The sequence below is a fragment of the Pseudomonas sp. Pseusp97 genome, assembly GCF_047304025.1.
Lineage (GTDB): Bacteria > Pseudomonadota > Gammaproteobacteria > Pseudomonadales > Pseudomonadaceae > Pseudomonas.
Genome location: NZ_JBGLYK010000375.1, coordinates 1 through 2919 on the forward strand (window position 1 = coordinate 1; position 2919 = coordinate 2919).

Below are 2919 nucleotides of genomic sequence, written 5' to 3' on the forward strand. Positions count from 1 at the left end.
GTCCCCTCTCCCTTCAGGGAGAGGGTTAGGGAGAGGGGAAATCGCCGGTATGAGGTTTCAGATAAAGACAGTTGCTCTTACGAGAGCCGAAGCGCCGGCACCAAGCGGTTCGCGAGCGAGCTCGCTCCTACGAAAAGCAAAGAAAACGGCGCCCGCAGGCGCCGTCATCCGCTCAGGCAACTATCACCCCTGGGACTTCTTGATGATCGCCTCGGCAATGTTCGCCGGTGCCTCGGCGTACTTGGTGAACTCCATCGAGTAGCTCGCACGCCCTTGCGACATCGAGCGCACGTCCGTGGCATAGCCGAACATCTCGCCCAGCGGCACCTCGGCGCGGATGACCTTGCCCGCTGGCGTGTCTTCCATGCCCTGGATCAGCCCGCGCCGGCGGTTCAGGTCGCCCATCACGTCGCCCATGTAGTCCTCCGGCGTCACCACCTCGACCTTCATCACCGGCTCCAGCAGTACCGCGCCGCCCTTCTGCGAGAGCTGCTTGGTGGCCATCGAAGCGGCGATCTTGAACGCCATCTCGCTGGAGTCCACATCGTGGTAGGAGCCGTCGAACACCGAGGCCTTCAGGCCGATCAGCGGGTAGCCGGCGAGCACGCCGTTCTGCATCTGTTCCTCGATGCCCTTCTGGATCGCCGGGATGAATTCGCGCGGGATCACGCCGCCGACCACCTCGTTGACGAACTCCAGCCCATCCTTGCCCTCGTCGCCCGGTTCGAAGCGAATCCAGCAGTGGCCGAACTGGCCACGGCCGCCGGACTGGCGAACGAACTTGCCCTCGATCTCGCACTTCTTGCGGATGGCCTCGCGGTAGGCCACCTGCGGTTTGCCGATGTTGGCCTCGACGTTGAACTCGCGGCGCATGCGGTCGACGATGATGTCCAGGTGCAGCTCACCCATGCCGGAGATGATGGTCTGCCCGGTTTCCTCGTCGGTCTTGACGCGGAACGAGGGGTCTTCCTGGGCCAGCTTGGACAGGGCGATGCCCATCTTCTCCTGGTCGGCCTTGGTCTTGGGTTCCACCGCCACGGAGATCACCGGATCGGGGAAGTCCATGCGCTCGAGGATGATCGGCTTGTCGATGGAGCACAGGGTGTCGCCGGTGGTGACGTCCTTCATGCCGATCAACGCGGCGATGTCGCCGGCGCGCACTTCCTTGATTTCCTCGCGCTGGTTGGCGTGCATCTGCACCATCCGGCCGACGCGCTCCTTCTTGATCTTCACCGAGTTGAGCACGGCGTCGCCGCTGCTCAGGACGCCGGAATACACGCGAGCGAAGGTCAGGGTGCCGACGAAGGGGTCGGTGGCAATCTTGAAGGCCAGCGCGGAGAACGGCTCGCTGTCGTCGGCGTGGCGCTCCAGGTGCTTCTCCTCGTCGTCCGGGTGGGTGCCGTTGATGGCAGGAATTTCCGTGGGCGCCGGCAGGTAGTCGATCACCGCATCCAGTACCAGCGGCACGCCCTTGTTCTTGAACGAGGAGCCCAGCACCGCCGGGACGATCTGGTTGGCCAGGGTGCGCTGGCGCAGGCCGGCCTTGATCTCCTCGGTAGTCAGCTCCTGGCCTTCGAGGTACTTGTTCATCAGCTCGTCGTTGGCTTCGGCCGCGGCCTCGACCATATGCGCGCGCCACTCTTCCGCCAGCGCCTGCAGCTCCGCCGGAATCGGCTCCTCGGTGTAGCTGGTGCCCTGGTCGGCGTCGTTCCAGACGATGGCCTTCATCTTCACCAGGTCGATCTGCCCGGCGAAGGTTTCCTCCGAGCCGATGGCCAGCTGGATCGGCACCGGGGTATGCCCCAGGCGCTGCTTGATCTGCGCCACCACGCGCAGGAAATCGGCGCCCTGGCGGTCCATCTTGTTGACGTAGGCCAGGCGCGGCACGTGGTACTTGTTGGCCTGGCGCCAGACGGTCTCGGACTGCGGCTCGACGCCATCGGCGCCGCTGAACACCACCACTGCGCCGTCGAGCACGCGCAGGGAGCGTTCCACCTCGATGGTGAAGTCCACGTGGCCGGGGGTGTCGATGATGTTGAAGCGGTACTTGTTGGGGTACTGCTTGGACGAGCCCTGCCAGAACGCCGTGGTGGCCGCCGAGGTGATGGTGATGCCGCGCTCCTGTTCCTGCACCATCCAGTCCATGGTCGCCGCGCCGTCGTGCACCTCGCCCATCTTGTGGTTCACACCGGTGTAGAAAAGGATGCGCTCGGTGGTGGTGGTCTTGCCGGCGTCGACGTGGGCGACGATGCCGATGTTGCGGTAAAGCTCGATGGGCGTGGTGCGAGCCATGGTGTGCTCCGTATCTGCTGGGTGACTGCCGGGCCTGCTGCTGCGGGTCCGTTGCCTGCGCGGGACGGCGAAAGGAAATGCAGCGTCAGAAATTTCTGAGCGCAACAGGCTCAAGGTAGCGCGTCTTCGTGGCAATTCCAGTGTCGGAGGGCCGCCGGCGATGTCGTCCGACCGGCTGCGCCGCCGTGCCATTGCGCTCTGCCGCGGGAAAACCATAAAATGATAGGCATTCTCAAATGAAAATCTGACGCACGCACTGTGGCCCTCGTCGAAACCCCGTCCCCGCAGCACCTGCACACCCTCTACAACGAGCACAACGGCTGGCTCCAGCAGTGGCTGCGCGGCAGGCTGGGCAACGCCTGGGATGCCGCCGACCTCGCCCATGACACCTTCCTGCGCCTGCTGCGGCGGCCGCTGGAAGACCTCGGCGAGCGCCCGCGCGCCCTCCTCACCCACATCGCCAAGGGCCTGCTGGTGGACCGCTGGCGGCGCCAGGAGATCGAGCGCGCCTACCTGGAAAGCGTCGCCGCACTGCCCGAAGAGCTGGCGCCCGGGGGGGGGGGGGGGGGGGGGGGGGGGGGGGGGGGGGGGGGGGGGGGGGGGGGGGGGGGGGGGGGGGGGGGGGGG

1 protein-coding gene and 1 pseudogene are annotated in these 2919 nt (G+C 66.0%); one reads left to right on the forward strand and one right to left on the reverse strand.

The annotated features are described in order from the left end of the window. Positions 1-183: 183 nt before the first annotated feature. Positions 184-2292 carry an elongation factor G gene (gene fusA, locus ACCC94_RS29025; RefSeq protein ID WP_413353038.1) on the reverse strand — a complete coding sequence of 703 codons (2109 nt, stop codon included), beginning with the start codon at positions 2290-2292 and terminating at the stop codon, positions 184-186. A gap of 258 nt (positions 2293-2550) precedes the next feature. Between fusA and ACCC94_RS29030 the strand changes: the two are divergent. Further along, a pseudogene (locus ACCC94_RS29030) lies at positions 2551-2844 on the forward strand (sigma factor); the annotation flags it as partial. Positions 2845-2919 lie beyond the last annotated feature (75 nt).